This is a genomic window from Streptomyces sp. NPDC087215 (genome assembly GCF_044744885.1).
GTDB lineage: Bacteria > Actinomycetota > Actinomycetes > Streptomycetales > Streptomycetaceae > Streptomyces.
Window position 1 is genome coordinate 261,492 of sequence record NZ_JBIUZD010000010.1, and the last position, 23,243, is coordinate 284,734.

Sequence of the window (23,243 nt, forward strand, 5' to 3'; positions counted from 1 at the left end):
GGACGGCGGAGGACCGGGGGCGCGGCTCCCCCGCGACCGGCGGGCGGAGCCGCGCCTCCGCCCAGGCCCGCACGGACAGATTCCCGCGCCCGCTCCCGGGTCGCGGATCCCGCACCTCAGACGACCTCGCATCCCCGGCATGGACCAGCTCCACCCCGCCGAGCGCCCCGGCAGCGCCCCCGCGCCACCCGGCACCACTGACACGACCGGCACCACCGCCACGAACGCCACGAACGCCACGAACGCCACGAACGCCACGAACGCCACGAACGCCACGAACGCCACGAACGCCACTTGATCGGCCACACCACTCGGGGGGCATGACCTGGGACAGTCCTCAGGGCAGCTTCAGGTCCGGGCAACGTCCCAGCACTCGCGTCATCGCGTCCTTCTCCGCCTGCGTCACCCACAGCCCGTACTTCTTCTTGACCGAGACCTGTCCCGCCACGTACGTACAGAGATACGACTTGTTGGAGGGCAGCCAGGTCGCCGCGTCACCGTCCCCCTTCTGGCGGTTGGCGGAGGAATCGGCGGCGACGAGGTTGAGCGGGTCGTTCGCGAAGGCCAGCCTCTTGCGGGCGGTCCACTGGTGAGCGCCCTTCTGCCAGGCGTCGGACAGGGCGACGAGGTGGTCTATGTCGACTTTGCTACGCCCGCGTACATAGCTGATGCGGGTGCCGGTGTAGGGATCCGGATCGAGGGTTCCGCTCAGCACCTTGCAGCCGTCCGAGTCCCGGGAGACGGAGCGGAGCTGGTGCGCGAGTATGTCGTCGCGGGTTCCGCAACCGTTGCGGTCGGTGTCGGCCCAAGCGGTGCCGAACTTCTTCCGCTCATAACCGGTTTTGGGCGCCCGCCCCTTCACCGTGAGCCCTTCGACGGCCTGCAGCGCTGTTCCCTTTGCCGCTGGGGTGGTTCGGGGCCGAGTGTCGTCGGACGTGTTCCCCCCGCCGCAACCCGCCAGGGCGAGGGAGCCCGCCAGCAGCAGCGTGGCGAGGGGGGCGAGGCGAGGTGTGCGGCGGGTGGCGAGGTGTGGCATCACGGCAGTCCAGAGAGGCGTCGACGGTGGGGTGTCTGCCCCTCACGGAACAGGTGGTGGCAAGGCGAGTCAACTGTATGCGGGCAGGGGGCCTCCCCGGCCGTCCGGTGTGGATGAACGCGTGTGCCGAACTGCTGGTGGGTGCGCGCGGACCGGAACGGTCGGGAGGGCGCTGAAAAAACGTTTGTGCAGATGGGGGCCGCTTTCTAGTCTGCACGGCATGGAACTGACGATCTCCACCCTCGCGGAACGCCCCGAACTCGAGGGGCCGATGTGGGGCATGAGCGACCTCTGGCCCGAATTCATGATGCACGACCCGGTGGGCTGGGCGAACATCGGCCGGATCGTGCGGGAACTGCCCGAGTACGTGCTCGTCGCCACCGACGCCGGGGGCGAGATCGTCGCGCGCGGCTTCAGCGTCCCCTTCCGGCTGGACGTGGACGGCCGCCGCGAACTGCCCCTCCGAGGCTGGGACGAGGTGCTGCTCTGGGCGTTCTCCGACCTGAAGCACGGCCGGGAGGCCGACACGGTCAGCGCCATCGAGATCACCGTGGACACCGGTTTCCTCGGCCGGGGCGTCTCGCACCGGATGCTGGCGGCCCTGCGGGACAACGCGGCCCGGCGCGGCTTCGCCGAACTCGTCGCCCCCGTCCGCCCCAACGGCAAGCACCTGGAGGCCGGTTCCCCGATCCACGAGTACGCCTTGCGTACCCGCGAGGACGACGGTCTGCCACACGACCCGTGGCTCCGCGCCCACGTCCGCGCGGGCGGGACGATCGAGACGGTCGCCCCGGCGTCCATGACGATCTCGGGCTCCGTGGAGGAGTGGCGGTCCTGGACGGGCCTGCCCTTCGACACCGACGGCCCGGTCGAGGTGGAGGGCGCCCTCGTCCCCGTCCACTGCGAGGCCGCCCGAGGCTACGCGGTCTACGTCGAACCGAACATATGGGTCCGCCACCGTCTGACGTGACGGCGGCGCGGAGCGGCCCGCCGAGGAGGGGAGGGGCGGGGCCACACCCCTGTGGTGGCCCCGCCCCTCCCCTTTCTCCCCGATTCCGCTGTCCCGCGCCCGTCCGGACCGGCTCCGAGGGGCTGTTCCGGCGGCGGGGGGTGTCCGTCCCGCGCGGTCAGCCGAGGTCGACCACGTCCTTCGGCGCCGGAGTCTTCGCGGCGACCGGCTCGTCGTACCGGGAGAAGGTGATCGTTCCCGGTTCGGTGCCGCCCGTCGTGACCACCTTCAGGAGGTACGGCGTCCCCTCCGTGGCCACGTACGCCGTGTTCGTCTCGCCGCCCCCGGACTCCGTCAGCTTCAGGGCCTTCCGCCCGTCGACGGTGGTCTCCTCGCCCCTCACCGTCCCGGCCGCGCCCTCCTCGAAGTCCGCGAGCAGGTCCTTCAGGTCGCAGAACGCCACCATGTCCCGGGTGTCCGGGTCGGTCACCGGCGACTTCGTCCAGCGGCCCCCGAGCTGCTCCAGTGCCGCCTCCCGCATCTCCGGGCTCTCGTCCTTCAACTCGTCCCGCAGCAGGGCCTCGTCGAGACGCAGGTAGACGTCCCGGTCGTCGGCCTTCACGATCTCGGCCGTGCCCGCGACGCCGACGCTCAGCGTCCCCGCGCACTTCCTCGCGGTGTCGAGGGAGAGATGGGCCTTCAGCGGCTCGCCCTCGGAGGTGATGTCCACGGCGACGGTGAGGGACTTCGCCGACTTCGTCGCGGCCATCGCCTTGTCGAGGATCTGCGAGCCGGTCAGCTCCCCGAAGGGGCCCTTCGTCTTCGTGTCGCCGCCGGAGGGGCCGCAGGCGGCCGAACCGAGGGCGAGGGCGCCGCACAGCAGCGCGGCGACGGCCGTACGACGGGTCCGGGAGTGGGAGCGGGAGCGGGGCTGGGCCTGCATGGTGCCGGTGTCTCCGTGAGGGAAGGCGCGGGGGAGGGGAAGCGCGGGGAGGGAAGGAGCTGAGGGGGAGCGAGGGGATGTGTGCCGGGTGTGCCGGGTGTGCTGAATGGGGCGGTCGGGGTGGCGGCGGGCCGGGGCCGGGCCGGGGCCGGGCCGCCCGCCGGGTGCGGGGGTGCCGGGCCGTCGGCCGCCGTCCGGGTGCCTGGTCAGCCGAGCTTCAGGTCCCACTGCGAGGCGTTGTAGTCCCAGCCCGGGTTGACCTCGACGGTCAGGTCCTTCGCGTCCTTCGGGGTGTCGAAGGCGAAGGTCACCGTGGCCTTCTTGCCGGGCAGGACGGTGCCCTCGAAGCCCGTGCCGGTCTTGTCGTCGTAGATCTGCTCGGCCGTCACGCTGTTCTTCCCGGCCCGCGCGCTGACCTGGACGAGGGCGGTGTCGAACTTGTCCTTGCCCGCGTTCTCGATCACGACGGTGACCTGGAAGGCCTTGTTGCCCTTGGTGTGGCCGACCGCGAACTCGCCGGGCGTGTACGCCTTCGGGTCCGCGACCGTCACCTTCACGTCGTCGTCGTAGACCGAGGTGTCACCGTCCGCGAGGGCCTTGCCCTTGCCGGGCTCGGACGTGGAGTCGCCCTTGCCCGCGGGCGCCCCGGCCGAGGGGTCCTTCGGGGCCGCGTCCTTGACGGCCTTGTCGATCTCGTCGACCGCGTCGCTGACGGCCGTGACCGTGATGACCAGGCCGACCACCGAGAGGACCAGCGCCGCGAGGCCCAGGACCGCGCCGGTCAGCGTCACTCCCTTGTTGTTCGCCTCGCCCCGCTTCACCCGGCCCTTGCCGACCAGGCCCAGGATCAGGGCGATCACGCCCAGGACGCCCGCGAGCCAGAAGAGCAGCGGGATCAGCCCGGCGAGGGTGCCGATGATGCCGAGGATCAGCGCGGCGGTGCCGAGCCCGTTGCGCATCGCCGCGTGCGGGGCGGCGGGCGGGACCTGAGTGTCGTACGACATGAGTGTGTCCTCCCGGACGGAGAAGATGTCTGGCGCGATGGGTCAATCACAGCAGAGCGTGTGAACCGAGTCAACACGGTTCACGGAAAACGGATCGGCTCACGCTGTGAAGTGGTGTCGGGTGTGCTCATCGGTATGATCGGAGTCACACAAGGACACGCCAGCGGACGAGCCAGGGAGATGGGCCAGGTGCCGGAGAGCGCAGCAGAGCCGGGAGCGACAGAGGTCACCGCCGCCGGGATCGCCCGGCTCGCCGGGGTCGGGCGGGCCGCCGTCAGCAACTGGCGGCGTCGGCACCCCGACTTCCCCAAGCCCGTGGGCGGCACGGAGACCAGCCCCTCCTTCGCCCTCGCCGAGATCGAACGCTGGCTCCGCGACCAGGGCAAACTGGCCGAGGTCCCGCTCCGCGAGCGCGTCTGGCAGCAGATCGCGGGCCACCCGGCGGGCGCGGTCACCGCCCTCGTCCACGCGGGCTGCGGGCTCCTCCTCGTACGGAACCGGTCGGCGGCCTGGCCCTCGCTCGCCGAGCTTCCCGACGCGCGACTGGTGGAGGTGCTGCCGGTCGCCCTGGAGGAGACGCTCACCGAGCGCCTCGGCCCCGAGCGCCCCGTGCACACCCCCACCGCCTCCGCGCTCGCCCCCTCGCTCCCCCTGCTGCGGGGGGCCGCCGAACTGGCGACGGAGACCGGCGTCCACGAGACCTTCGAGTTCCTGCTCGGCCGCCACCTCGACGCCAACCCGCGCCAGTACACGCTCACCCCGCCGGGACCCGCCGCCCTCATGGCGGCCCTCGCGGGCGCCGCACCCCGCACCGGCCGGGCCGCGCCCGACGCCGGGACCGCCACCGCGTCCGGCACCCTCACGAGCGACACGAGCACCACGAGCGACACGAGCACCACGAGCACCACGAGCGCGGAGGGCGGCCCGGCCGCGCCCCCCGCCGAAGCCCCCCTCACCGTCCTCGACCCCGCCTGCGGCACCGGGGGCCTGCTCAGCGCGGTCGGACGGCCCGGCGCCCTCTGCGGACAGGACGCCGATCCCGAACTCGCCGCGCTGACCGCCCTGCGCCTCGCGCTCTCCGCCGGGGCCGCCGCCGACATCCGCGTCCGGTCCGGGGACAGCCTGCGCGCCGACGGCTTCCCCGCCCTGGCCGCAGACGCGGTCCTCTGCCACCCGCCGTTCAACGAACGCAACTGGGGCCACGACGAACTCGCCTACGACCCGCGCTGGGAGTACGGCTTCCCGGCCCGCACCGAGTCCGAACTCGCCTGGGTCCAGCACGCCCTGGCCCGCCTCCGCCCCGGCGGCACCGCCGTCCTCCTGATGCCGCCCGCCGCCGCGTCCCGCCGCTCGGGCCGCCGCATCCGCGCCGACCTGCTCCGCCGGGGCGCCCTGCGGGCCGTCGTCGCCCTGCCGGCCGGTGCCGCGCCCCCGTACGGCGTCCCGCTGCACCTGTGGGTGCTGCGCAGGCCCGTCCCGGGCGCCCGCCCGCCCGCCGAACTCCTCCTCGTCGACACCGCCTCCGAACACACCGGCCAGGGCAGGGACGGCCAGGGCCGCGACCGGCTCGACTGGCCCTCGGTCCGCACCGCAGTCCTGGCGGCCTGGACGCCGTTCGACCAGGACGGGACCGTGCCGGAGGAGCCGGGGGCCAGCCGCTCCGTCCCCGTGATCGAACTGCTCGACGACGACGTGGACCTGGCCCCCGCCCGGCACCTGCCGCCCCCCGCCGCCGCCGAGGGCGCGACCCAGCTGGCCGGGGTCCGCGAACGCCTCACGGAGACCCTGCTCCGCACCCGGGAACTCACCCCGCCGCCCGTCACAGGACCCGCGGGCCCCGCCGGGCCCGGCCGCCCCGCCACCACCGTCGGCGAACTCGCCCGCGCGGGCGCCCTGACGCTCCACGCGGGCGGCACCGGCACCGCCCCCGCCGACGCCCCCGTCGCCGTCCTCACCGACCACGACGTCCTGGCCGGACAGCCGCCGACCGGGGCGCTGCCCGGCGGCCCGCCCGAGGAGCCCGTACTGCTGGCCGCCGGTGACGTGGTCGTCCCGGTCCTCGGCGGCGGCGCGGCCGTCCGGGTCGTGGACGCCGCCGCGGCGGGCGCCGCCCTCGGCCGCAACCTCCAACTCCTGCGCCCCGACCCCTCGGCGCTCGACCCCTGGTTCCTCGCGGGCTTCCTCCGGGCCACCGGCAACAACCGCCGGGCCAGCAGTTACGCCTCCACGGCGACCCGGCTCGACGTCCGCCGCCTCCGGCTGCCCCGCCTGCCCCTGGCGCAGCAGCGCCGCTTCGGCGAGCGGTTCCGCGCCCTCGCCGCGTTCGAGGACGCCCTGCGGCAGGCCTCCCGCCTCGGCGACCAGCTCGTCCAGGGCCTGTACGACGGCCTCGCGGACGGCACCGTGGAGCCCTGACCCCGGCACCGGGCGGGTCCCGGCAGGGCCCTGACCGGAACCGCCCCGCCCGGCCGCGTACGGCCCGCCCCGTCCGCTCCCGCCGCCGGGAGCGGACGACGGTCCGGCACAACGGCCCGGAACATCTGGCACGACGGATCAGACGCGACGGTCAGACGCGACGGTCAGACGCAACGGTCTTGTACGGCGGTCCCGTACAACGGTTCGGCACAACGTCGAACCCTTGTCCGTCCCGGTGTATACGCTCGTCTCCGCACCCCAGATCCGTCCGAGCAGGAGCAGCAGGAGATGTACGGCCCTCCCCAGGCCCCGCAGGGCCCGCCGCCCCGGCCGGCGCCGTCCCCCCGGAAGCCCGCCCCCCGAGGGCTCGTCCCGCTGCGCGTGCTGTTCTGCGCGCTCGCCCTGCTCAGCTGCGGATTCCTCGGCTGGGCGCCGCTGCTGCGGCTCGCCGTCGTGACCCGCAGGACGGCGGACAGGGTGCTGTTCGGGATCGCGCTGCTCGGATCGGCCGCGCTCTTCACGTACATGGTGGCCACCGCCGAGAAGGAGGAGGTCGGTGGGCTGGAGGCCTTCCTCGGCGTCGGCACGATGGTCCTCCTGGCGGCGGGCTCCCTCACGTACTACCTGGTGGCGGAGATCCGCCACTTCGACCGGCTGCGGACCGCGCCCCCGCACCTGCCGCCGCTCGGGTACGACTCCGCCACCGCCGCCACCGTGCCCAGCGGCGGACCCGCGCCCCTGAACCCGTACACTGCCGGGCCGCCCCCCGCGCACGCCGCCCCTCCGCCCCGGATCCAGCAGGTCCGCGCCGAGCTGGACGAGCTGAGCGACCTCCTCCGCCGTGGCGACGGCCGGGACGACGCCCGCCGCGACGGCTCCGGCGACGGCCGGGTGTGAACGGGCGGGTCGTCGGCGGGCGGTACGAGCTCGCCACCGTCATCGGGCAGGGCGGCATGGGGCAGGTCTGGACGGCGTACGACGGACGGCTCGACCGCCGGGTCGCGGTGAAGCTGCTCCGGCCCGCCACCCTGAGCGGCCCCGCGACCGCCGCCGACGAACTGCGCCGCCGCTTCGTACGGGAGTGCCGGGTGACCGCGCAGGTCGACCACCCCGGTCTGGTCACCGTGCACGACGCGGGCAGCGAGGGCGACGACCTGTACCTCGTCATGCAGTACGTGGCGGGTGCCGACCTCGCGGACCACCTTGCCGAGCACGACCCCTACCCGTGGGAATGGGCCGTCTGCGTCGCCGCGCAGCTGTGCGCGGTGCTCGCCGCCGTGCACGCGGTGCCGATCGTCCACCGGGACCTCAAGCCGCGGAACGTGATGGTCCGTCCGGACGGCTCGCTCGTCGTCCTCGACCTCGGTGTCGCCTCCGTCCTCGACGCCGACACCACCCGCCTCACGCACACCGGCTCCCCCATCGGCAGCCCCGCCTACATGGCGCCCGAGCAGGCCATGGGCGGCGCGGTGGGCCCCTCCACCGACCTGTACGCGCTCGGCGTGCTCCTCCACGAACTCCTCAGCGGGAACGTGCCGTTCGCCGGTTCCACCGCGCTCGGGGTCCTCCACCGGCACCTGTACGAGCCGCCCGTGCCGCTCAGGGGGCTGCGGCCCGAGGTGCCCGAGGCCCTGGAGTCCCTCGTCCTGCGGCTGCTCGCCAAGGACCCGAGGGAGCGGCCCTCCGGCGCCCACGAGGTGTACGAGCACCTGCTGCCGCTGCTCCCGGAGCGCGGGGCGCCGGTGGGCCCGATGGACCCGACCCGGCCGTTCCTCCGCCCGCACGCGCCGTGGCCGGACCGCCCGACGGCGCCGACCGCCCCGACGGCGCCGATGACCCCGGCGCATCCGACGGTGCCGCCGCGGACGGGGCTCGCACCGGGCTCCCCGGCACCCGCCCCGGGGCCGATGCCGGACCCGGTCCCGCTCCACGGCTCCGGGTCCGCCGCCCGCTTCCCGGCCGTTCCCGCGCCCGTGGTGTGGCCCGTGGCCCCGCCCGCCGATCCCCGTACGGATCCGGCCGTCACACCGGCCGTCAGCCCGCCCCCCGATCCCCGCACCGGTCCGAGCGCCGCCCCGGGGACGTACCGGCGGGCTCCCGCGCCGCTCGACGTGGCCGCCGCCGTGGACGAGGTGAAGCGGCTGCTCGGCGAGGGCTCGCTGACCCAGGCGGTGGACGTCCTCGGCGGCATCCTGCCGGTCGCCGCCGCCGAGCACGGCGAGGGTTCGCCGGTCGTCCGCATCCTGCGCAAGCAGTACGCCTCCACGCTCCTCGACGACGGCCAGTACCGGCGGGCGCTGCCGGAACTGCGCCGCCTCACGGCCGACCGGGAGGCGGAGGCGGGCCCGGCCGACCCGCAGGCCGTACGGTTCCGCTACGACGCGGCGCTCTGTCTGGAGCAGTTGGGGGAGACGGCCGGGGCGCTCGCGGAGTTCCGCGCGGTGCTGCCGCACTTCGAGCGCGAGGGGGACACCGCGCGCTCCTTCGACGTCCGGCAGCGGATCGGTCTGCTCCTGGTGGCGACGGGCCAGTACCCGGCGGGTCAGGACGCGCTCCAGCGCCTGCTGTTCGACACCGAACGCGCCTACGGCCCCTACCACCCCCTCCCGGTGGAGCTGCGCCGGACTCTGGAGCACCAGCGGCAGCTCGGTCCGGGTCTCTGACGGACCGGCAGGGTCATGACTCGGTAAATGATCGAGAAGTGGATCTTCGTGATCCCTTTTGTCTTTTTTGGTAGATGTAGCGTTCGCGTCTGATCATGTCCACGTCTCCAAGGAATCCCTCATGACGACGCCGTCCGCGCCCTTCACCCCCGAGCAGCCCGCCCCCGCGAAGAAGGGCGCCGCACTCCTGAAGAAGGTCGGCGGAGTCGTGGTCGCCATCGCCGTGGCCCTCGCCGTCAAGCTCGGCCTGCCCCATCTGACCGGCGACGCCCCGGTCCATGCCAAGGCCGGCGAGTGCGTCACCGTGACCGGACCGGACGACGACCCGAAGGTCGACACCACGGACTGCGGCTCCGGGAAGCCCGAGCTCTTCAAGGTCGTCAAGGTCATCGACGACACCTTCGACGTGAACAAGTGCGGCGGTCAGCTCTCCGCGCTCGCGCAGCAGTTGGATTCGGACAAGTTCGTCCTCTGCCTCGAAGCGGTCCCCGCCACGTGACGCCCGGGGCGGCGGCGGACCGATAACCGGTTGCCCGGCGGCGGGCGCGACGGGTCGAATGACCGGCACTCGCACCCGCATCCGTCCCAGAGGGAACCTCCCGATGCCGCCACCGCCACCATCACCGCCACCGCCGTCACAGCCCCTGGCCCTGGCCCTGTCCGGAACGGACCCCACGGACCCCACGGACGGCCCGGCCGTCCGGCTGGGCGCCCTCGTCCCCCTCACCCGGCCCGGCTGGACGGAGGCGGGTGAGCATCTGCTCGCCGGACTCGAACTGGCCGTCCGGGAGGCCAACGCCACCGGCGGGATCGGCGGACGCCCCCTGGAACTGCTCGTCCGGGACACCGCGGCCGACCCCGAGCGGGCCCGCGCCGCCGTGGACGAACTGGCCGCCCTGGGCGTGACCGCCCTCGTCGGCGAGTACCACAGCGTCGTCGCCCGGACAGCCGCGGAACGTGCGGACGCCCTCGGCGTGCCCTTCCTCTGCTCGTCGGCCGTCCTCGACGCGCTCACCGAAGGGCCCACCCGGTGGGTCGCGCGCGTGGCCCCGGCCCAGTCCCACGGCTGGCGCGTCTACGCCGACTTCCTCCTCGCCACCGGCCGGAACCGGATCGCCGTCGTCACCCAGCCGAGCGTCTACTGGGAGACGGGCACCCGCGTCCTGCGGGACCACCTCGCCCCCCGGGGCGGCACCGTCGTCACCCTCGACGCGGGGACGTTCGACCCGGGCGCCCTGTGCGACGCGCTCGTCGGACACGGAGCCGACGCGCTGCTCCTCCTGGTGGGCCACCCCGACCCGGCGGTGCCGGTCGTCCGGGCCGTCCGGGCCGACCGGCGGCTCGACGGACTCCTGATCGGCGCCCCCGCCGGACAGCCCGAACTCACCGGATGGGCCGGGGAACTCGGCCCATCCGGGGCGGGCGTCCCCTTCCTGCGGTATCTGCCCGAGCGCTTCGGACCGCTCGGCACGCGCGTCGAGGGCCTCCTGCGCGAACGGCTCGGCGGAACGCCCTCGTTCGTCGCCTTCGAGGGCTGGGACACCGTCACCGTCCTCGCCGAGGCCCTGCGTGCGCACGGCACGGACCGGGCGGCCGTCGCCGGTGCCTGGCCGCACGTCACCGCCGAAGGCACCCGGGGCACGGTCCGGTTCTCCCGTACGCCCGGCACCGGCGTCTGGCAGTGGGTGTGGGCACCCGTCCAGGTCGTCGACCGGGACCCGGCCGACCCGGCCCGCTTCCGCGTCCTGCACACCGGCTGACCCGGCCCCGCCCCGCCGTCTCCGCACACCGGCCGACCCCGCCCGGTCAGCTCGGAACGTCAGCCAAGGACGTAGCTCAGAACGTCAGCTCAAGATCTCAGCTCAAGATCTCAGCTCAAGATCTCAGCTCAAGATCTCAGCTCAAGATCTCAGCTCAAGATCTCAGCTCAGGACGTCCGTACCGGACCCGGCGAGGTCACGTCCGGCTGTACGGAGGGCTCGACCGGTGCCGGGTGCGGGGTCGGCGACACCGGGCGTTCCACCACGCCCGGCGACCGGGCGGGCGGCTCGGGCACCCGGGGCCCGACCGGGCCGGGGGACAGGACGAGCAGATACGCGGCGGCCACCGCGACCGCCGCCCCGAACCCGGCGACGACCAGCCCGCGCACCCGGTGCGTCCCCCAGGCCCGGCCCCGGGGAGGCTCGGCGTGGCGCAGCTCGCGGTGGGTGACGAGGGCCGCGCGGGCGGTGAACGCGGCCCGCAGCCGCTCCTCGGTGGCGGAACGCCGCTCCTCGGCGGACGGGCTCCCGGGTCTCATCGGTCCGTCTCCGGCATCGTCAGTCTCTTCTCCAGGGCGTCGAGCGCGCGGCTCGCGGTGGACTTGACCGTGCCGCGCGAGAGCCCGAGCGTCCGGGCGATCTGCTCCTCGGTCAGCTCCGACCAGTAGCGCAGCACGAGGACCTCGCGCTGGCGGCGGGTCAGCAGGGCGAGGGCGTCGAGCACCCGCCGGTGCTCCTCCGCGAGCAGCAGCCCCTCGTCGACGGGGGCCCCGACGCCCGGGTGCGGCGGGGTGTACGCGCGCGCGGTGCGGCGCCTGCGCAGTACGGAACGGGCGGCGTTGACCACGGCGGTGTGCAGGTACGCCCCCGGGTCCCTGAGCCCGCCCAGGGCGGTGCCGTGACTGCGGCACAGGGCCGTGAACGCGTCCTGGACGACATCCTCCGCCGTCTGCAGGTCGTCGACGAGGAACAGCGCGAGCCGCACCATGTCGAGCCGCCGGGCCCGGTACAGATCGGTGAGCGAGGGCGGCGGCTCCTGGCCGTACGCGGACCCGTGACCGTACGAGGGAGGCGTCCCGGTGTCGTACGGGCGCGCCCTGCCCGGCGGGGAGCCGACCGCGCGCAGACGGCGGGCGAACCCCCGGCCGGGCGCGACCGCGTCAGCGGTCCGGGACGCGCGGGTGAGCAGCCGGGACCACCAGGGTCGCGGTGCGGGGAAGGGGGCGGGTACGGCGTACGACAACGGCAGGGTCCTCGATCGGTCCGGTGCGGAAGGGGGAGCGGGCCGGGCCCGGCCCGCTCCCCCGGGAACCACCGCTCGCCGTTACTTGCCGACGGCGGTGCCGGGCTTGACGACCTGCGGCGCGACCCCGGCCGGTGCGGGGGTGACGACCGTACCGCCGTCGGCCGGGGCGGGCGCCGGGGTCGGCTTGACGGCGACGGAGGCGCGGGTCGGCTCCACGGCCGGGGCGGTCCTGCCCGGGGCGGTCTTGCCCGGGGTGACGACGCGCGGGGCGTCGGCGGGAGCGGCGGGCGCGGGCTTCGACACGGCGGGCGCGGTGGCCGGGGCCGGAGCCGGAGCGGGCTTCGCGCCGGAGTCGGCGAAGGCCTGCGCGGCGAAGCCGCCGCCGAGGAGGAGGGCGGCACCGGCGACGACACCCAGGACGCGGTGACGGGGGCGGCGGATCCGCGTGGAGTGGCTGGTCATGGGGTTCTCCCGAGAAGTGGATCGGAGACACGGTCTGGTGGAGCGGTGAAGGGCGCCTTCACCCCACCAGACGTGCGGCACCCCCAGGGGTTGCGACCGCCGCCGGAAAACTTTCGGAACGTTCGGGAAGACCCTCGCCCGCCGCCGGTGCACGAGGGTTCCGGCGGTGCGAGGCGGGGTGGGGCGAGGCGAGGCGGGTACGAGAAGGTCCCGTGCTCCAGGCCACCGAGGGCGACACCCCGCTGTCCGGACGCCCCGGTCGGCGGCCCCGGTCGGCGGCCCCCCGGACGCGGTACCGGCACGGCGCGGGGGCACGCCTCCGCCGCCGGGGTCCCGCGCCGGGGTCCCGGTGGTGACCGGGCCGCCCCCGTCGACGTGACGGATTCGTGCCCGGCCGTGGCCCTGGGCGCGGGAACGCCGGGCGCGGCGGAACGGCGACGGCACGCGCGCGACGACCCGCGTCCCGGCCCGGCCGGAGGGCGCCGTCGAGCGGCCGGGCACCCCCGCGCACGAGCCGACCCACGTGGCGGCGGGGCGGAGCCGCGCCCCCACGGCCCTCCCGCCGCTGTGCCGCAGCGGCCCCGGCAAGGCGGAGGGCGCCGGTCCCGCGCCCGCGCCCGCGCGGGTCACGCCGGAGTGCCGGGGGAGCCGCTCGTGTGGACTCCGGTCACCGGCCGACGGCGGGACCCGATCCGGAACGGGCCCGATCACCTCGCCGGGGCAGGCCAGTTGGGAGATCGCGCCGCAGGGCGCATGGCGCGGCCGGAGGCGGAGGACCCGGCTCGGGCGGCGACGCCCGGGGGGAGAGACGTGGAGGAGTCCGGGGCGGGCGCGTCCCCCGTCGCGTACGGCACCGTCCCCGTCCGGCTCCCGCTCCACCCGCGCTCCTGGCGGGTGGGCGCGGCGGATTCCTTCCGCGCCGAGGGGCTCGGGCCGCCGGGGAACGGCGGAGCGGCCGGGTCGCCGCGGCCGGGCGAGCGGCCCCCGGGCGGGCGGATCGCGCCACACGCCGGTCAACCCCCGCGACGAACGGGAACGCGTCGATGCATTCTGGCCACCAGAAGCATGACCGAGTCCGGGGGAGCGCGCGATGTGGTCAGTGGTGTCGTCGGGGGAACTGCCCGACCAGGAACGGTTCGAGTGGTTCGCGGACATGATCTCCCGCGAGGTCATGCCCACCGCCCTGACCAGCGAACGCCCCGAGGAGTTCACGGCCGACGTGGCCCTGCTCGACCTCGGCGGCGTCCAGCTCTCCAAGGTCGCCTACTCCCCGCTGCGGTCCCGCAGGACACCCGCCCTGATCCGGCGCGGCGACCCCGAGCAGTACCAGCTCGGACTGGTCACCCGGGGTGCCATGACCCTCGACCAGAACGGCAACGACTGCGCGGCGGAGGCCGGGGACCTCGTCTTCTGGGACACCTCCCGCCCCTCCGACGCCCGTTACGTCTCCGAGGGCGACCCGGGGCAGCTCGTCATCCTCCAACTGCCCCGCGAGGCACTGCCGTTGCGCGCCGGGCGGCTGGACGGGATGCTCGCCCACCGGATGTCCGGCCGGAGCGGGGTGGGCGCCGTCCTCGTCGACTTCCTGCGCTCGCTCGTCACCCACGGCGGCGGCTGCGCCCCGGAGGAGCTGGCCCGGCTCGGCGCCACCGCGATCGACCTCGCGGCGGCCTGCCTCGCGGGGAACGCGGACGCCGAGGACCGGCTTCCGGCCGAGGTGCGCTCCCGGGCGCTGCTCCGCCGCGTCCATCTCTTCATCGAGTACAACCTCGGAGACCCGGAGCTGACCCCCGCCGTCGTGGCCGCCCACCACAACCTCTCGGTGCGCAGTCTGCACCAGTTGTTCAAGGGCGAGGGGGAGACCGTCCAGGCGCGCATCCGGCGCCGCCGTCTGGAGCGGTGCCGGGACGACCTCGCGAGTCCCGAGCTCCTCGCCCACCCGGTGCAGGCCATCGCCGCGCGCCGGGGGTTCAGCGGCCCCGCCGTCTTCAGCCGTGCCTTCCGCGAGGCGTACGGGGTCAGCCCCACCGAATTCCGTGCGCTGAGGATCAAGGAGGCCCGCGCTCCGCGCACACCGGGCGGAGCGGCCCGTTCCTAGGCTGGAGCCGCAGGTGGACCGCCGGACGAACACGGGAGGGGGGATGCGACCATGAAGACCACGAACGTCGGTCAGGGGGTCTGGGACCTCAGAGCCTGAGGAGCACGCGGTGCCGCCGACACCGGAGAAGGACCCCGCACGGGACACCGCCGTGAGGGACACCGCCGTGCGGACCCGGCGGCTCGACCTGAGGCCTCTCGCCGTCGCCGACGCGGACGAGATGTCCGAGGTCCTCGCCGACCCCGCACTGCACTCCTTCATCGGCGGCGCCCCGCTCTCCCGGTCCGAACTCCTGGCCCGGTACGAGCGGTTGGCCGCCGGTTCGCCCGACCCCGCGACGGTGTGGGCGAACTGGACGGTCCGCCTCCGCTCCGACGGCCGGGCGGCCGGCACGGTCCAGGCCACCGTCACCGACGGCGGCCGGACCGCCGAGATCGCCTGGGTGATCGGAACGCCCTGGCAGGGCCGGGGATTCGCGGGCGAGGCCGCGACGGGCCTGGTGGGGCTGCTGGCCGACCGGGGCGTCGGGACGGTCCTCGCCCACATCCACCCCGAGCACACGGCCTCCGCCGCCGTGGCCCGCGCCGCCGGACTCACCTCGACCGGTGAGGAGGAGGACGGCGAGATCCGCTGGGAACTCCGCCTTCCCGGGGCCGCCCGCTGAGGGGACGGCACCCGTCAGGGAGCGCGGCCGGGGCATGGCCGGAAGTCCCTCCCGGAGCGCGGCGCCCGCCTAGGGTGGATCTTCGCGGCGCGGGCCGGAGGAGGCCCGGCGGAAGGGACGGCGACACCCCATGACGTTCACCCGGTGGGAGAACCGGTCGGTCCTCGTGACCGGCGGCACCCGAGGCATCGGACGAGGCATCGCGGAGCTCTTCGCCCGCAGCGGCGCGGCGGTCGCGCTCACGGGCCGGGACGCCCGTGCGGCGGCCGGGGTCGCGGCGGAGATCGCGGACGCCACCGGCGGAAGGGTCACCGGTCTGGGGACGGATCTGCGCGACCCCGACGCGGTGGAGGAGATGGCCGCGGAGGCCGAGCGCCGCCACGGACATCTGGACGTGCTGTGCGCGAACGCCGGGATCTTCCCCGAGAAGCCGCTGCGCGAGATGACCGCCGCCGACATCGACGAGGTCCTGGGCGTCAACCTGCGCGGCTCGATCCTGACCGTACGGGCCTGTCTGCCCGCGATGGAACGCGCCGGGCGCGGCCGGGTCGTCCTCACCTCCTCGATCACCGGCCCCACCACCGGCTACAGGGGCTGGTCGCACTACGGCGCCAGCAAGGCGGGACAGCTCGGCTTCCTGCGCGGCGCGGCCCTGGAACTGGCCCCGCTCCGGATCACCGTGAACGCGGTCCTGCCCGGCAGCGTCCGCACCGAGGGGCTGGACGCGCTGGGCGAGGAGTGCCTGGGCCGGATGACCGCCTCGATCCCGGTCGGCCGCCTCGGGGAGCCGGAGGACATCGCCCACGCGGTGCGCTTCCTCGCCTCGGACGAGGCCGCCTTCATCACCGGCCAGACCCTCACCGTCGACGGCGGCCAGACGGTCCCCGAAACCCTCGAAGCCCTGTCCCCCGGCACCGGCTGACCCCCGGGCCCCTCGGGGCCGCCCTCGCTCCGGCCCGCTGTCCGCCCCTCAGGACCGTCGGGCGGCCTTGCCGCCCGACGCCCGTGTGCTCCCAGGCCCTCGGGCTCAGCCTCGCCCCCGCTGCCGTCCTGACGCCCAGGCCCGTGGGGGCGGGCGCCCACCCCGCTGCCGTACGACCCCCGGAACCCCTCGGGCAGGACCCCCGGAACCCCTCGGGCAGCCTCGGGCTTCTGCCGTCCGCTCCCTTCTCAGGCCCCTCGGGCCGCCCCCCGCCGCCACCGGCCTCGACCCCGACCGCCCTGGTCCTGCGGTCCGGCCGCGCGGGCCCCGGGACCTCCGGGCTCAGGCCCGCCCCGAGGCCCCGCCCCTCTCACCGAGGCCCCGCCGCCCGCGCCACCACACCCCCGTGCCCAGCGCCAGCGCCCCCGCCGCGCCCGCCGCCAGGCCCGCGCGGAGGCCCGGCGGACGGAAGGAGCAGCTCAGGGCGGTGGTGCCGGGGGCGGGCCGGACCGCGAGCAGCCCGCCGTACGACTCCGCCCGCGCGCCCTCGCAGCGCCAGCCCGCGATCCTCGGGACCGCCACCACCACCGTGCCCGTCGTGCCGGGCGGCAGCGCCGCCGTGACGCCCGTCGAGGTGACGGCGACCCCGGTCGCCGCGCGGGCGCGCAGTGCCGTCACGGCCGCCCGCAGCCGGGCCCGGTCCAGACAGCCGAGGGTGCCGCCGGGGGCGGGGACCACCGGCCGCTCGCCCGCCCGCCGCTGGACGCCCAGGGACACCAGGGCGGCCCGCCGCTTCGGCTGCCCGCCGAGCAGCCGGACCTCATGGCCGCCGAGCCGGGCCGGGCCCGTCGCGTCGGGCGCCCACAGGAAGACCTCGGTGCCGACCGGACAGGCCCCGGCGACCGGGGACCCGTACACCCGCGAGCCCAGCAGGAGTTCCTGGTTGCGGAAGGGCGACCGGCCGTAGCGGGGTGACGGGCCCTCCGGGCGGACCGTCACCAGCGGCAGCGCGTCCGCGCGGACCACCCGCCCGTCCCGCCACCGCGCCCCCACCCCGAACAGCGCGTCCGTCACCGGATTGTCCAGGCTCTGCAGGTTGCGGCCCCGGGACGTCCAGCCGCCGCCCAGCGCGCCCAGCGTCGCCGTGAGGACCGCCGGGGTGTGGCTGCTGTAGTAGGCGGCGCCCTGCCCGCCGAGCAGCAGCGGATCGTTGCCCGCGACCCGGGGCAGCCCCGGGTCCGTGCGGTACGCGGGCCAGCCGTCGGCCGCCGAGAGCGCCGCCGCCCGCCGCTCCTGCTCCGGCCCCAGCGGCGGGTAGTCGTCGAGCCGGACGAGCCGCTCCCGGTCGGCGTACGCGGTCGTCGCCGCCGCCTGCCCCACGACGGTCCCGGCCACCAGGAGCGCGGCGAGCACCCCGTACCGCCCCCGCCGGGGCAGCAGCAGCGCCCCCGCCACCGCCACCAGACCGGCGCCGGTCAGCAGCAGCGCCCCCGCCACCGCCACCAGACCGGCGCCGGTCAGCAGCAGCGCCCAGGAGGTCAGGGACGGGCTGGGCAGCGCCCCCGCCGTCAGGGCCAGGACGACCCCCGTCCCGCCCAGCAGCGCCCGCCGGTCCGGCGGGCCGTGGGTGAGACCGGTCCAGGCGGCGACGACGAGGACACCGGAGAGGACGAAGGTCTGGCGGTACGGGCTGCCGTTCGGGGTGGCGAAGGCGTGCCACACCAGATGCGTGGGGCCCCACTGCGTGGAGGCGGCGACCGCCGCGCAGAGCCCCGGCCACAGCCACCGCTCCCGGGCGGGCACGTCCCGGCGGAACAGCAGCGCCGCCACCAGCAGCGGCACCACCGTGCCGACGAAGACCGCCGGGGTGGCGAAGCCGTACGTGACGGGCAGCAGCCGGGCCAGGACGTCGGTGAAGGGCGCCGGGGCGAACTCCCGTACCAGACCCGGGTGGGCGTGCCGGGAGCCGAGGAACACGGGGACGAGGACGGGCGCGGCGAGCGCGATCCCGGTGCAGGCCGTGACGGCCGCCCGCAGCAGCACGCGGGGGCGGAAGGTCCCGGTCGCCGCGAGCCGGACGAGGAGGACGAGGGCGGCGCCGAGGGTCGCCATGTACGCGGTGTAGAAGTTCGCCGTCCAGCAGACCGCCACCACCAGCGGGCCGAGGAACGGGCGCCGGGCCTCCCGGGCCCACTCGCCGACCAGACACAGCAGCGGGAGGGCGATGAGCCCGTCGAGCCACATCGGGTTGTAGGTGCCCTCGGCGAGGGACCAGCCGCACAGCGCGTACGCGGCGCCGAGGACGGGCGCCCACCACCAGCGGGGCGCGGTGCCGAGGCGGCGCAGCAGGAACGTCATGGCGACGGCGGCGACGGCCGTCTTCAGGACGGTGACCGCGTACACCGCGTACTCGATGTCCGCGCGCGGGAACAGCGCGACCAGCGGGGCGAAGGGGCTGGAGAGGTACGTGCCGTAGTCGGGCAGGAAGGAGGTCCCCCAGCCCGCCCGCCAGTCCAGGAACAGCCCGCCGTCCGCCCGCCCGCGCAGCAGGTCCCACAGGTGCGCGTGGAAGGGCGTGAACTGGTTGGCGAGGTCGTTGACGGCCCGGTGGCGCGGCCCGAAGGGGAAGACCCGGGCGACGGCGTCCCCGCCGCAGACGGCCGCCACGGTGAGCAGGGCGGCGAGCGCGCAGGAGCGGAGACCGGACCGGAGACCGGACCGGGCGGGACGGCCGGGCGGGGCGGCGGCGACGGGCGCGGGGCGCGGGGCGGAACGGCGGTACGGGCGCGTGGTGTTCGGCATGGCGGTGTCGAATATGCCAGCGCCGGGCGGGCCGGGACGGGCCCCGGCGGCCCCGTTCACGCAATGGTCTTCTGCGCGCCACCCCGCCGGACCGGCCGGGTCACCCCGCTCCGTTGTCGTGGTCCGCGTGCTGCTCTCGATCGTCGTCCCGTGCTTCAACGAGCAGGACGTCCTCGCCCGCTTCCACGACCATGTGACCCGCGAACTCGACCGCCTGGAAGGCGAGTTCGAGATCGTCTACGTGGACGACGGAAGCCGCGACCGGACGCTCCCGCTCCTCCAGGAGCTCGCCGCGCGCGACCCCCGCCATGTCCGGTACGTCTCCTTCAGCCGTAACTTCGGCAAGGAGGCGGCGATGCTGGCCGGTCTCCGGCAGGCCGCGGGGGACGCCGTCGTCCTCATGGACGCCGACCTCCAGCACCCGCCGGAGCTGGTGCACCGGATGGTCGCGCTGCACGCCGAGGGGTACGACCAGGTCGTCGCCCGCCGCACCCGCGAGGGCGACCGGGTCACCCGCACCCTGACCGCCCGCCTCTACTACTGGGCGATCAACCGGCTCGTCGACGTCGAGCTGGTCGACGGCGTCGGCGACTTCCGGCTGCTGTCCCGCCGCACCGTCGACGCGGTCCTCGGCCTCGGCGAGTACAACCGCTTCTCCAAGGGCCTGTTCTCCTGGGTCGGGTTCCGGACGACGACCTTCTCGTACGAGAACGCCGTCCGGGAGCAGGGCCGCTCCAAGTGGACCTTCGGCAAGCTCCTCAACTACGGCCTGGACGGGCTGCTCTCCTTCAACAACAAGCCGCTGCGGGCCGCCGTCCACCTCGGTCTGCTGCTCGTCCTCGTGGCCCTCGGGTACGCGGCCTGGATCGTCGGGGACGCCCTGGCCAACGGCGTGGACACACCCGGGTACGTCACCCTCCTCGTCGCCGTCACGGCCCTCGCCGGGGTGCAGATGGTGATGGCCGGACTGATCGGCGAGTACGTCGGCCGCATCTACTACGAGGTCAAGCGGCGGCCCCATTACCTGGTGCAGGAGACCCACGAGGGGCACGAGACGGAGGCGGTACGGGCCGACACCCGGCATACGGGTGGGTCGTTGTGGGAAACAGTCGCACCGAAGTAGTGGTTTCGGCCCCGGCGACTGCCTACCATCGATCACCGCAAGGTCGTTCCACTGACGCACGACCAGCCCGGGAGGCTCCTTTGCACCGCCGCACTGCGCTCACCGTCTCCGCCGCACTGCTCGCCGCGGCCCCGCTGCTCACCGCCTGCGGGAGCGACGCCCACCCAGGAGCGGCGGCCGTCGTCGGCGGCGAACGGATCGACGTCTCCAGCCTCCAGGCCCAGGTGGACGACGTGCGGGCGGCCCAGCAGGGCTCCCCGCAGGCCGCACAGCTCGTCCAGGCCACCGGTGACCTGCCCCGCCGCAAGCTCAACGTCATGATCTTCGACCGGGTCGTCGACCGGGTCGCCCGGGACAACGGCGTCGGCGCGACCCGCGCCGAGCTCCAGGAGACCCGCACCGCCTTCGTCCGCCAGAGCGGCGGCGAGGACCGGCTGGCGACGGCCCTCCTCCAGGAGCAGGGCGTGGCCCCCGACCAGATCGACGCCGTCGTCCGGCGCAACGTCCTGATGAACAAGATCGCCGCCAAGCTGGGCGTCACCGACAGCCCCGAGGGCCAGCAGAAGCTGACGGACGTCTTCTCCGCCGCCTCCAAGGCGCTCGCCATCGACGTGAACCCCCGCTACGGCCGCTGGGACGACACCCAGGTCCGCCTGGACACCGCGTACGAGGGCAGCCCCTGGCTGCGGCAGATCACCAAGGACCCCGCTGCCGCCCCGGCCGGTGCCTGAGGCCCTTCCTGAACAGCGGTAGGTTCGAGGGGTGACATCTGAGAGCCCCGGCCGCGTCGTCCTCCTCACCGCCAGCCACCGCGTGGCACCCGGACTGCTGTCCTGGCCCGCCTGGCGGGCGCTGGGCGCCGCCGACCGGGTGCTCTGCCCCGACGAGGACCACCCCCAGCTGCCGTACCTGCGCGAGGCGGGGATCGCCGTCGAGCGGCTGCGGCCCACCGCCGAGGAACTCGTCGCCGCCTGCGCCGGGGGCCGTACGGTCCTCGTGCTGCCCTCCGGCGAGGGCGACCGGGCCCTCACCGACGGCCTCGCCCGGCTCGCGGGCTCGGGCCGGGTGGCGATGCCCGACCTGGAACTGCTGCCCGGCTCCTACGACCTGCCCGGCGCCCGGCTGCTCGACCTCGTACAGATCATGGACCGCATCCGCCGGGCCTGCCCGTGGACCTCGCGCCAGACCCACCGGGGGCTCGCCAAGTACGCCATCGAGGAGGCGTACGAGCTCGTCGAGGCGATCGAGGACGGCGACCGGCGCGAGCTGCGCGAGGAACTGGGGGACGTCCTCCTCCAGGTCGTCTTCCACGCCCGGATCGCCGAGGAGGACCCGGAGGAGCCGTTCTCCGTGGACGACGTCGCCGGGACCCTCGTGGAGAAGCTGATCCTGCGCCACCCGCACGTCTTCGGCGACGAGACCGCCGAGACGCCCGAGGAGGTGCGGGAGCACTGGCTGCGGACCAAGGCGATCGAGAAGCGGCGGGAGTCCGTCACCGACGGGGTGCCGGTCGGCCAGCCGGGACTCGCGCTCGCCGCCAAGCTCGGCGGCCGGGCCAGGACGGCGGGCCTCGACGTGCCCCCGCCCGCCGGGGACGGCATCGGCTACGAACTGCTGGGCCTGGCCGTACGGGCCGAGGCGGCGGGCGTGGACCCCGAGGCCGCGCTGCGGGCGGCGGCCCGGACGTACCGGGACGCGATCCGCGCGGCGGAGGGCCTGGAGCCGCGCGCCTGAGCCCGTACGGCCGCGCCCGGACCCGGCTCAGGCGGGGCGGGCGACCACCCGGACGTTGAAGGCGTGGGAGCCCAGACCGCCCGCGATGCCCATGAACAGCAGGGCGAAGTGCTCCTGACCGCGCGCGGTGGTGATCCCGCCGATGTCCAGCTGGGAGCCGGGGGCCCAGCCGAGGTCGGCGAGCAGCCGTCCGGCGGTCCGCTTGGCCTCCTCGTGGTCGCCCGAGAGGAAGACGGTGCTCGGTCCTGCCAGACCCCCCGGATCGGTCATCACGGTCGAGTCCATGGTGCACAGCGTCTTCACGACGGGCGTCAGCGGGAAGGCCCGCTGGATCTGTTCGCCCAGACTGCTGTTGGGGTGCGACAGCTCCGTGTAGTCGTCGGAGAGACCGACCCCGACGTCGATCAGCGGGACACCCTCCAGCGCCGCCGCCCCGACGGAGCGCAGCAGCTCCACCGAGACGGTGCCGGGAGTGGCGTTGACGAGCACCTCCGCGTGGGCGACGGTCTCCCGCAGCCCCGCCACGGGCAGCCCGAGGTCCGTCCGCTCCGAGGGGTACCGCGAACCGAGGAGCACCTCGTGCCCCACGGCACCCCAACCACGGGCCAGTGCTCGGGCGACGTTTCCTGTTCCGAGAATTCCTAAGCGCATGTCCGCCACGCTAGGGGCCGCCCACCGGGGCGCGGATCGGCCGCAGGTCCCCTTCGGCAGGGCCACGCGCCGGAGGTCCAGGGACCTAGGCGGTTTCTCTCGGGTCATCGCGCTGACCAGATGAGGATGGCTGCGACGTGGAGTCCGGTCCGGCAACAGGGGCTCGGTCCTGGCCCACCGGGCGTCGGTCAACACGCTCATCGCAACGAGGAGCCGCCTGTGCCGCAACGCCTCAGAATCCAGCCATGGACTTGTCGAGCACTCCGCCCAGCGCACCGTAGACGCTGCAGCGAACCGAGTGCTCCGCCCTGCGACGCAGCGCGAACCCCACGATGAACGACAACGCGAAGAGACCGCCGAGGACCGTCGCTACGAGCGGGTTGTAGACGAAGTACACGAAGCACGCGACTCCGGCCCAGACCAGGACCGGCAGGAGTGAGCCGCGCAGCACCGTCCCGAACCTGATCCGTTCCGGCCCCGACGGCAGCACTCGTTCTTGCCACACCTCGATGTGGTTCCTGGTCACACAGTGCTCAGGTCGCATGAAGCCATCACACCACCAACAGCTCGGGTCTCGTGCAGTGATCCCTAAGAAACCGCCTAGTAGTGCTTCGTTAGGTTCTTCGTCGGGTTCTGTTGCGGGGCAGGGGGCGGCCGCAGGTGGTGCAGGTGCCGGTCCAGCACTGCAGCAGGTCCTGAAGGGTGTCGAGGACCTGGTAGAGGGTCAGGCCGGCGTGTGGGCTTTTGGGTCGAGGCGCCGCAGGGTGAGGA

The 23,243-nt window shown here is 74.8% G+C and carries 22 protein-coding genes; 13 read left to right on the forward strand and 9 right to left on the reverse strand.

Annotation, left to right across the window (positions count from 1 at the left end; translation table 11 throughout):
* The first annotated feature begins 139 nt into the window (after positions 1-139).
* A complete protein-coding gene (locus tag ACIO92_RS24740; RefSeq protein WP_402284026.1) occupies positions 140-298 on the forward strand; it encodes a hypothetical protein in 159 nt (52 codons plus the stop codon).
* Positions 299-337: 39 nt separating this feature from the next.
* Here ACIO92_RS24740 and ACIO92_RS24745 read toward each other — a convergent pair whose 3' ends face one another.
* Positions 338-1,036, reverse strand: coding sequence for an HNH endonuclease family protein (locus ACIO92_RS24745; RefSeq protein ID WP_401238490.1), 699 nt, complete (start codon positions 1,034-1,036; stop codon positions 338-340).
* A gap of 220 nt (positions 1,037-1,256) precedes the next feature.
* Here ACIO92_RS24745 and ACIO92_RS24750 point away from each other — a divergent pair, with 220 nt between their 5' ends.
* Positions 1,257-2,006 carry an N-acetyltransferase gene (locus ACIO92_RS24750; RefSeq protein WP_402284028.1) on the forward strand — a complete coding sequence of 250 codons (750 nt, stop codon included), beginning with the start codon at positions 1,257-1,259 and terminating at the stop codon, positions 2,004-2,006.
* Positions 2,007-2,163: 157 nt separating this feature from the next.
* On the opposite strand, the gene ACIO92_RS24755 is transcribed toward ACIO92_RS24750, so the two are convergent.
* Together ACIO92_RS24755 and ACIO92_RS24760 are read right to left on the reverse strand one after the other, a co-directional pair.
* On the reverse strand, positions 2,164-2,928 hold the full coding sequence (locus ACIO92_RS24755) for a hypothetical protein (RefSeq protein ID WP_402059079.1): 765 nt from the start codon (positions 2,926-2,928) through the stop codon (positions 2,164-2,166).
* Positions 2,929-3,134: 206 nt separating this feature from the next.
* On the reverse strand, positions 3,135-3,932 hold the full coding sequence (locus ACIO92_RS24760; protein WP_366443856.1) for a DUF4190 domain-containing protein: 798 nt from the start codon (positions 3,930-3,932) through the stop codon (positions 3,135-3,137).
* A gap of 180 nt (positions 3,933-4,112) precedes the next feature.
* On the opposite strand from ACIO92_RS24760, the gene ACIO92_RS24765 reads away from it, so the two are divergent.
* From ACIO92_RS24765 to ACIO92_RS24785, 5 genes are all read left to right on the forward strand, one after another.
* The gene (locus ACIO92_RS24765; protein ID WP_402284043.1) at positions 4,113-6,347 is read left to right on the forward strand and encodes an N-6 DNA methylase; all 2,235 of its coding nucleotides are present in this window, start codon (positions 4,113-4,115) and stop codon (positions 6,345-6,347) included.
* A 288-nt stretch (positions 6,348-6,635) separates the two neighbouring features.
* A complete protein-coding gene (locus tag ACIO92_RS24770) occupies positions 6,636-7,244 on the forward strand; it encodes a hypothetical protein (RefSeq protein ID WP_402284031.1) in 609 nt (202 codons plus the stop codon).
* Complete coding sequence (locus tag ACIO92_RS24775) at positions 7,241-9,010, forward strand: protein kinase domain-containing protein (protein WP_366443854.1); 1,770 nt, start codon at positions 7,241-7,243, stop codon at positions 9,008-9,010. Before ACIO92_RS24770 ends, ACIO92_RS24775 begins: the two co-directional genes overlap by 4 nt.
* 121 nt (positions 9,011-9,131) lie before the next feature.
* Positions 9,132-9,509, forward strand: coding sequence for a hypothetical protein (locus ACIO92_RS24780; RefSeq protein WP_366443853.1), 378 nt, complete (start codon positions 9,132-9,134; stop codon positions 9,507-9,509).
* Between the two features lie 103 nt (positions 9,510-9,612).
* The gene (locus tag ACIO92_RS24785) at positions 9,613-10,770 is read left to right on the forward strand and encodes an ABC transporter substrate-binding protein (protein WP_402284033.1); all 1,158 of its coding nucleotides are present in this window, start codon (positions 9,613-9,615) and stop codon (positions 10,768-10,770) included.
* Positions 10,771-10,937: 167 nt separating this feature from the next.
* On the opposite strand, the gene ACIO92_RS24790 is transcribed toward ACIO92_RS24785, so the two are convergent.
* The 3 genes from ACIO92_RS24790 to ACIO92_RS24800 all read right to left on the reverse strand — a co-directional run bounded on the left by ACIO92_RS24790 (position 10,938) and on the right by ACIO92_RS24800 (position 12,478).
* Positions 10,938-11,309 (reverse strand): hypothetical protein, encoded by a 372-nt coding sequence (locus ACIO92_RS24790; RefSeq protein WP_401238474.1) that lies wholly within the window; start codon positions 11,307-11,309, stop codon positions 10,938-10,940.
* The gene (locus tag ACIO92_RS24795; protein WP_401238655.1) at positions 11,306-12,019 is read right to left on the reverse strand and encodes an RNA polymerase sigma factor; all 714 of its coding nucleotides are present in this window, start codon (positions 12,017-12,019) and stop codon (positions 11,306-11,308) included. Before ACIO92_RS24795 ends, ACIO92_RS24790 begins: the two co-directional genes overlap by 4 nt.
* Positions 12,020-12,094: 75 nt before the next feature.
* Positions 12,095-12,478, reverse strand: coding sequence for a hypothetical protein (locus tag ACIO92_RS24800; RefSeq protein ID WP_366443850.1), 384 nt, complete (start codon positions 12,476-12,478; stop codon positions 12,095-12,097).
* Positions 12,479-13,568: 1,090 nt separating this feature from the next.
* Between ACIO92_RS24800 and ACIO92_RS24805 the strand changes: the two genes are divergently transcribed.
* From ACIO92_RS24805 to fabG, 3 genes are all read left to right on the forward strand, one after another.
* Positions 13,569-14,576 carry a helix-turn-helix domain-containing protein gene (locus ACIO92_RS24805; RefSeq protein ID WP_366443849.1) on the forward strand — a complete coding sequence of 336 codons (1,008 nt, stop codon included), beginning with the start codon at positions 13,569-13,571 and terminating at the stop codon, positions 14,574-14,576.
* 109 nt (positions 14,577-14,685) lie between these two features.
* Positions 14,686-15,240 carry a GNAT family N-acetyltransferase gene (locus ACIO92_RS24810; RefSeq protein ID WP_401238469.1) on the forward strand — a complete coding sequence of 185 codons (555 nt, stop codon included), beginning with the start codon at positions 14,686-14,688 and terminating at the stop codon, positions 15,238-15,240.
* A gap of 130 nt (positions 15,241-15,370) precedes the next feature.
* Complete coding sequence (fabG, locus tag ACIO92_RS24815) at positions 15,371-16,162, forward strand: 3-oxoacyl-ACP reductase FabG (RefSeq protein ID WP_402059071.1); 792 nt, start codon at positions 15,371-15,373, stop codon at positions 16,160-16,162.
* A gap of 342 nt (positions 16,163-16,504) precedes the next feature.
* On the opposite strand, the gene ACIO92_RS24820 is transcribed toward fabG, so the two are convergent.
* The gene (locus ACIO92_RS24820) at positions 16,505-18,964 is read right to left on the reverse strand and encodes a YfhO family protein (protein WP_402284036.1); all 2,460 of its coding nucleotides are present in this window, start codon (positions 18,962-18,964) and stop codon (positions 16,505-16,507) included.
* Positions 18,965-19,091: 127 nt separating this feature from the next.
* Here ACIO92_RS24820 and ACIO92_RS24825 point away from each other — a divergent pair, with 127 nt between their 5' ends.
* The 3 genes from ACIO92_RS24825 to ACIO92_RS24835 all read left to right on the forward strand — a co-directional run bounded on the left by ACIO92_RS24825 (position 19,092) and on the right by ACIO92_RS24835 (position 21,821).
* Positions 19,092-20,087, forward strand: a complete 996-nt coding sequence (locus ACIO92_RS24825; RefSeq protein WP_401238462.1) for a glycosyltransferase family 2 protein — start codon at positions 19,092-19,094, stop codon at positions 20,085-20,087.
* 80 nt (positions 20,088-20,167) lie between these two features.
* Positions 20,168-20,818, forward strand: a complete 651-nt coding sequence (locus ACIO92_RS24830; RefSeq protein ID WP_366443843.1) for a SurA N-terminal domain-containing protein — start codon at positions 20,168-20,170, stop codon at positions 20,816-20,818.
* Positions 20,819-20,849: 31 nt separating this feature from the next.
* Positions 20,850-21,821, forward strand: a complete 972-nt coding sequence (locus ACIO92_RS24835; protein WP_366443842.1) for a nucleoside triphosphate pyrophosphohydrolase — start codon at positions 20,850-20,852, stop codon at positions 21,819-21,821.
* A gap of 27 nt (positions 21,822-21,848) precedes the next feature.
* Here ACIO92_RS24835 and ACIO92_RS24840 read toward each other — a convergent pair whose 3' ends face one another.
* Both ACIO92_RS24840 and ACIO92_RS24845 read right to left on the reverse strand, forming a co-directional pair.
* The gene (locus ACIO92_RS24840) at positions 21,849-22,673 is read right to left on the reverse strand and encodes an NAD(P)-binding domain-containing protein (protein WP_402284039.1); all 825 of its coding nucleotides are present in this window, start codon (positions 22,671-22,673) and stop codon (positions 21,849-21,851) included.
* Between the two features lie 31 nt (positions 22,674-22,704).
* On the reverse strand, positions 22,705-23,016 hold the full coding sequence (locus ACIO92_RS24845) for a hypothetical protein (RefSeq protein ID WP_402284041.1): 312 nt from the start codon (positions 23,014-23,016) through the stop codon (positions 22,705-22,707).
* Positions 23,017-23,243: the final 227 nt, after the last annotated feature.